The organism is Alishewanella sp. HH-ZS (assembly GCF_001704375.1).
Classification (GTDB): Bacteria; Pseudomonadota; Gammaproteobacteria; order Enterobacterales; family Alteromonadaceae; genus Alishewanella; species Alishewanella aestuarii.
On the sequence record NZ_LZEJ01000012.1, the window covers coordinates 83,286 to 89,699 of the forward strand.

Annotated in this window: 7 protein-coding genes; 2 read left to right on the forward strand and 5 right to left on the reverse strand. The window is 49.9% G+C overall.

What is annotated here, in order from left to right:
• Positions 1-7 precede the first annotated feature (7 nt).
• The 3 genes from cgtA to rplU all read right to left on the reverse strand — a co-directional run bounded on the left by cgtA (position 8) and on the right by rplU (position 1,874).
• Positions 8-1,165, reverse strand: a complete 1,158-nt coding sequence (gene cgtA, locus A9165_RS06905; protein ID WP_008609265.1) for an Obg family GTPase CgtA — start codon at positions 1,163-1,165, stop codon at positions 8-10.
• A gap of 127 nt (positions 1,166-1,292) precedes the next feature.
• Positions 1,293-1,550 (reverse strand): 50S ribosomal protein L27, encoded by a 258-nt coding sequence (gene rpmA / locus A9165_RS06910; protein ID WP_008609266.1) that lies wholly within the window; start codon positions 1,548-1,550, stop codon positions 1,293-1,295.
• 15 nt (positions 1,551-1,565) lie between these two features.
• Positions 1,566-1,874: a 50S ribosomal protein L21 gene (gene rplU / locus A9165_RS06915; protein ID WP_008609267.1), complete on the reverse strand. Its 309-nt coding sequence runs from the start codon at positions 1,872-1,874 to the stop codon at positions 1,566-1,568.
• Positions 1,875-2,089: 215 nt separating this feature from the next.
• Between rplU and ispB the strand changes: the two genes are divergently transcribed.
• Complete coding sequence (gene ispB, locus A9165_RS06920) at positions 2,090-3,061, forward strand: octaprenyl diphosphate synthase (RefSeq protein WP_065955380.1); 972 nt, start codon at positions 2,090-2,092, stop codon at positions 3,059-3,061.
• Between the two features lie 91 nt (positions 3,062-3,152).
• On the opposite strand, the gene mdh is transcribed toward ispB, so the two are convergent.
• Complete coding sequence (gene mdh / locus A9165_RS06925) at positions 3,153-4,091, reverse strand: malate dehydrogenase (RefSeq protein WP_065955381.1); 939 nt, start codon at positions 4,089-4,091, stop codon at positions 3,153-3,155.
• Positions 4,092-4,306: 215 nt separating this feature from the next.
• Between mdh and argR the strand changes: the two genes are divergently transcribed.
• On the forward strand, positions 4,307-4,774 hold the full coding sequence (gene argR, locus A9165_RS06930) for a transcriptional regulator ArgR (RefSeq protein WP_008951008.1): 468 nt from the start codon (positions 4,307-4,309) through the stop codon (positions 4,772-4,774).
• Here the strand turns inward: argR and A9165_RS06935 are convergent.
• A complete protein-coding gene (locus A9165_RS06935) occupies positions 4,757-5,707 on the reverse strand; it encodes a Dyp-type peroxidase (RefSeq protein WP_065955382.1) in 951 nt (316 codons plus the stop codon). The genes argR and A9165_RS06935 overlap by 18 nt on opposite strands.
• Positions 5,708-6,414: the final 707 nt, after the last annotated feature.

The following is a 6,414-nucleotide window of genomic DNA, read 5'->3' on the forward strand; positions in this document are numbered from 1 at the left end:
GTCTGACCTAGCGCTGGTAAATCACTTCAACGTCGTAATCGTCGTCGTCGAAATCATCATCGTCATCCAGATCATCTTCCAGCGAGTTGACTTCCTCATGGTAGTCATCCCACTTAAAGGTTACCGGATCAGCCGCTTGCTCGCTGGCTTTTTCTTCCGGTAGCTGCTCGATATAGTTCAGGATCTCGCGTGATAGCTGCTGGGTATTTTCGCGCGAGGCAGCAGATATCTTAAATACCGGTCCCTGCCAGTCCAGTGCTGTCGTCACCTGCTGCACAATCTCTTCCAGTTCGTCTTCAAGTACCAGATCCAGCTTGTTAAATACCAGCCAGCGTGGCTTGGCAGCAAGCTTGGCACTGTACTTGTGCAGCTCCTGAATGATGGTTTGCGCATTTTCTGCCGGATCGGAACCGTCAGCAGGCAGTACATCAATCACATGCAATAATAGACGGCAGCGCTCCAGGTGTTTCAGGAACTGAATACCCAGACCAGCACCTTCAGCGGCGCCTTCAATCAGACCCGGGATATCGGCAATCACAAAGGAGCGGTGCGACTCAACACGGACCACACCCAAATTCGGTACCAGGGTAGTAAAAGGATAATCGGCCACTTTCGGCTTGGCGGCAGATACTGCACGGATCAGCGTTGATTTACCGGCATTGGGCAGACCTAACAGACCGACATCGGCCAGCAGTAACAGCTCAAGACGTAAATTACGGATCTCACCCGGCGTACCATTGGTTTTCTTGCGTGGTGTACGGTTGGTGCTGCTGGCAAAACGGGCATTACCTAAACCATGCCAGCCGCCTTTGGCGACCATTAACTTCTGGCCATTGGTAGTCAGATCGCCAATTACTTCATCGGTATCAACATCCACCGCCCGGGTACCCACCGGCACTTTTAATACCAGATCGGCACCGCGCTTACCGGTACAGTTTACGCTGCCACCGTTCTCACCGCGTTCAGCACTGTGATATTTCTCAAACTGATAATCGACCAGTGTGTTCAGGTTCTCATCCGCTTGCAGATAGACGTCGCCGCCATCCCCGCCGTCACCGCCGTTCGGCCCGCCTTTGGAGATAAACTTTTCCCGTAAAAAACTGATAATGCCGTTGCCGCCGTCGCCGGCCTCGACGCGAATTATCGCTTCATCTACAAACTTCATCGGTGCTGTCCTGCTTAACTGTGCTTAGGAACCTGACTTATGCAGCCAAGTATAACCTATGTCGGGGGGTGCGGAAAATTTATAAAAAAACCCCGCACCAGGCGGGGTTCTTTCGAAGATCTGCAGCTTATTCGCTGACGATGCTAACGAACTTACGGTTGTGTTCGCCTTTCACTTCGAATTTCACTTTACCGTCGGTTAAGGCGAATAAAGTGTGGTCTTTACCGATACCAACGTTGCTGCCGGCATGGAACTTAGTACCACGCTGACGCACAATGATGTTACCTGCTAATACAGACTCACCACCGAAACGCTTAACACCTAAGCGTTTAGCTTCTGAATCGCGACCGTTACGAGTGCTACCTACACCTTTCTTACTTGCCATGTGTCGATACTCCTGTTACGCGCTGATGCTGGTGATTTTCACTTCAGTGAACCACTGACGGTGGCCCATCTGCTTACGTGAATGCTTACGACGACGGAACTTGACGATCTTGATCTTATCGCCACGGCCATGACTGACCACTTCCGCTACTACTTTACCACCTTCAACTAAAGGGGCACCGATGCTGATGGCTTCGCCGTTAGCGATCATCAGCGGGGTAAATTCGATTGTTGCGCCTGTTTCCAGGTCTAACTTCTCCAGACGAAGAGTCTGACCTTCCGTCACACGGTGCTGTTTGCCACCACTTTGGAAAACCGCGTACATAGTTAACTCCGTACAAAGCACGCCATCGCTTGTAAATAAAGGGGCGTGTTAATTCAATTCACAGGGCGCGAATTGTACGCAATTTCCCCCACAGCCGCAAGCACAATTATGAAAAAGATCTGCTGTCGCAGAAAAGGATCCAGATTTCATTTTAGCCAGGGCGGCTAATAGTGTAGAATTGACCTTATTCAGAGACTTAACGCAGTTGTTGGCAGATGACGCTCGACGAAATACAACGCCTCGCGGCAGCCGATATGACGGCAGTAAACCAGCAGATATTCTCTCAGCTCAGCTCCGACGTGGCGCTGATTAACCAACTTGGTATCTACATCGTCAATAGCGGCGGTAAAAGGTTACGCCCTTTACTGGCGGTATTAGCTGCCCGGGCACTGGGGTATCAGGGGCAGCAACATATTAGTGTTGCCGCTATCGTCGAGTTTATTCATACCTCGACCCTTCTGCACGATGACGTGGTAGATGAGTCAACTATGCGCCGCGGTAAAGAAACCGCTAACGCGCTGTTCGGCAATCAGGCCAGTGTATTAGTTGGTGATTTCCTGTATAGCCGCTCGTTTCAGATGATGGTGTCATTAAACAGTATGCGGGTAATGCAGGTACTGGCCGACGCCACTAACATTATCGCTGAAGGCGAAGTGCTGCAGCTGATGAATGTGAATGATCCTGATACTACCGAGCAAAGCTATATGCAGGTCATTTACTGCAAAACGGCCAAATTATTTGAAGCGGCAACCCAGTTAGCGGCGGTTATTTCTAACCAACCCGCTGCAATCGAGCAAGCGATGCAGGCCTATGGCATGCATTTGGGTACCGCCTTTCAGCTAATTGATGATGTGCTGGACTACCAGGCTGATGCTGCAGAGCTGGGCAAAAATATCGGTGATGATCTGGCTGAAGGCAAACCCACCCTACCGCTGCTACATGCGTTGAAAATGGGTAACGAAAGGCAGCAACAATTAATTCGCGATGCCATTACCGAGGGCAATGGTATGCAGCACTTTACGGAAATTATGGCAGCTTTAGAGCAAACCGGCGCCTTTGACTATACCCGCAATAAAGCCGAGCAGGAGGCGAAAGCGGCGCAATTAGCACTGCAGCCACTGCCGGATAGCCCCTATAAGCAGGCGCTGTTAGCATTGGCCGATATCGCTGTATCACGCAGTCACTAAAGGGTGCTGTCACTTGAGGGTGATAGTACAAACCGAATCCGCAAAAACATAAAGGCGCCAACGGCGCCTTTATTGTCGATTACCGCTTAGCTTAGTTGTTCTTAACGAACTCTTCACCCAGCGTAATGTCGGCTTTCAGGGTGCCTAACATATCGGTCATGGCTTTGTGTTCAAAAGCACTCAGCTCACCGATTGGCAGCAGGTGTTCGACACCGTTTTTGCCCAGTACGATTGGCTGAGCGAAGAAACGGGCATATTCACCGTTACCTTCTACATAAGCGTATTCAGTAACCGTTTTACCTTGTAAACCTTTAACCAGTGACAAACAGAAACGGGCAGCAGCCTGACCCATAGACAGGGTAGCCGATCCGCCACCTGCCTTGGCTTCAACCACTTCAGTACCGGCGTTCTGAATACGGTGAGTTAAAGATTTCACTTCCTCATCAGAGAAACTGACATCAGCCACTTGTGATAATAATGGCAGAATAGTGGTGCCACTGTGACCACCGATAACAGGTACAGCTACATCAACAGGGCTTTTGCCTTTTAATTCAGCAACGAAGGTTTCAGCACGGATCACATCCAGCGTCGTCACACCGAACAGGCGACGCGGATCGTAAGTACCGGCTTTTTTGAACACGTCAGCAGCGATAGCCACAGTGGTATTGACCGGGTTAGTGATAATACCTACCAGCGCTTTCGGGCAATTTTCAACAATGGCTTCGGCCAGGGTTTTTACTACGCCGGCGTTGATATTGAATAAATCAGAGCGGTCCATACCTGGCTTACGCGGCATACCAGCAGGAATCATCACGATATCAGCACCAACCAGCGCCTTGCTCAGGTCTTCTTTACCATAACCCGTTACTTTTACTGCGGTTGGGATATGGCTTAAATCTACCGCCACGCCCGGTGTTACTGGAGCCAGATCATATAAGGCTAAGTCTGTGCCGGCAGGTAAATCTAATTTCAGTAATAAAGACAGTGCCTGACCGATACCACCGGCTGCACCTAATACGGCAACTTTCATGATTCTCTCCAATTTTACAGTTCAGAATAACCGCGCCAACAATACTGAAATGGCCGCGAAATTACAAATATCTTACGCCTAAAGTCTAAGCAATTTCGGCGACTTTGCCTTCGCCAGAGCGCTCTAAAAGCGTAAAGCCTATTTTACTGTACCAACTGCATTGTTGCGCGATTTTTGTTAGTATCCGTCTAACGAATAATGCGGAAACTCAAACTATGACAAAACAAAACCGCCAGGAAGCGCTGATCCATGCGTTTAAAGCCTTATTGAAAACGGAAAGTTTTGGTTCTCAGGGCGAAATTGTCGACGCGCTGAAAAAAGAAGGGTTTGATAACGTTAGTCAGTCCAAAGTCTCCCGTATGCTGAGTAAATACGGTGCGGTGCGCACCCGCAATGCCAGACAGGAAATGGTCTACACCCTGCCACCAGAACTTGGAGTACCCACCACCAAAAGTCCGCTGCGGCAGCTAGTCCTGGATATCGAGCACAACGATGTGATGATTATTATCCGCACCAGCCCCGGGGCGGCGCAACTGATAGCCCGCTTGCTGGACTCAGTTGGCAAGGCTGAAGGCGTATTGGGGACCATAGCGGGGGACGATACGATTTTTATTGCACCAATCAGTGTCAAAAATATCGACTTTACTTTGCAAAAAGTAACGGAGCTATTCGAAAAGGTCTGAGGATGTACCAAGGCTGCCATTAGCGGCAGCCTCCAGAAAGCCCAGAGCAGGAACAAAAAAGGCCGCGGCCAAGTCAATGCGGTAGAAATCCAGCAGACTATCGTAATGCCGCCCTTCATTTAAGCCTAAACGGTAATGCCATTGCTGTGGAAAGCGCTCGGCCTGGTGACTAAAGTTCAGCACCAACAGACCCTGACTATTGCCATGCGCAAAAGGCATATTTTGCTGTAGCAAAGGGAGCGGCGCTAACCCGCCTGCCAGACTGCACTGCAGATGGCTGTTAGGCAAGAGTCGCTCAGCCGGCAGTGGCTTACCATCGGTTTTCGCAAAGCCCAGAATCTCTTCCTGTTGAGCTACAGTCAGTTGCTGCCAGTGTTTTAGATCGAGGTTGGCGCGATAAAAATGCAAATAACTACCGCCAGCGAACATGGGTGAATCAACAGCAGGCACCAAGGCAGCCTGACGCCGTTTAATACCGCGGGGATTCTGCGGTGCATCCGGAAAACCGGTAAGCTGACGACCATCCAAATAACGAAAACCGGAGAGTCGCTCGGACACTTCAATATTGGCCAGCAGCAGTTGCTGGATTTGTTGCAGCGCAATATAGTTTACATCCAAACGATCCGATCTGACCTGGATCAGTAAATCAGCCATACTGCAGCTCACTACCAGATGCTCTGAAGGTAATACCGGAAAAGCCTGCAAGCCTGCTGGGCGTTGCCAGGGATAAAGGTTATCCCAATAATGGCTACTGATAGCAACCAGGCCAGTTAACATCGACTCCGAAAAGTGTTCGGCCAAACGTTGCAACATCTGCGGAATACGCAGCAGCTTTTGCCGCAAAATGGCTTCCTGCCCATCCAGGACATTACACAGCAAATAGTTCGCATGTAAATTTGCTTCGGCACAAATGCCTAGTTGTTCTCGCGCCATGCCAGTGTAAGAGTTCCGGTCTTATTAATAGCCTTACCCCTAGTATACCCTAAATCAGCCTAAGCTTAATCCCCCGAAAGTTTGTGAGATATATCTCACAAAAGGCGCAGCCAAAACGCTATTTTTAGCCACCACCTTAGGAACAAGCCTCATTAAGTCACTGTATTTGAAAAACTTATACAGATTAACCACTATCTTACAACTTTATGACTGAGGTACGAATTGTCTTACATGCCCCCCAAAGCTGCGGCAAAGGTGCATAATACTCTCATCGACGGAATGATAGCTGACAGGAAGTTAGCTGGCAGGAGGCCCGACAGGAGTCGAGCGCTGAAAAGCGCAACAGGTGCCGGAAGCACCGAACAGGCAGGATGCACAGGGAAGAAACAGGACACCTTCAGGATGAAGAAGGCTCGGCAGGATGAAAGAGCTTTGATGGACAGCCTTGGATGGCAATATTTATCCTTGGTCGCAGGCAGCGGCCAGGTTGATGGCAGTAAGGATAATCGAGGCTATCACTGGATAGGTCATCGTTGATGACAGCAGGATGCACTAGCGGGTGCTGGAGTACCCACTACTGGAACTCAGGATACTGACCGGATGTCAGTTGCAGGATGCGTAGGCAGGATGCCATCAGGACAAACAGGATTTGCCTCAGGGATCGAGGTTGCAATGGATGCATCAGGTGTACTAGCTCAGACTTGATC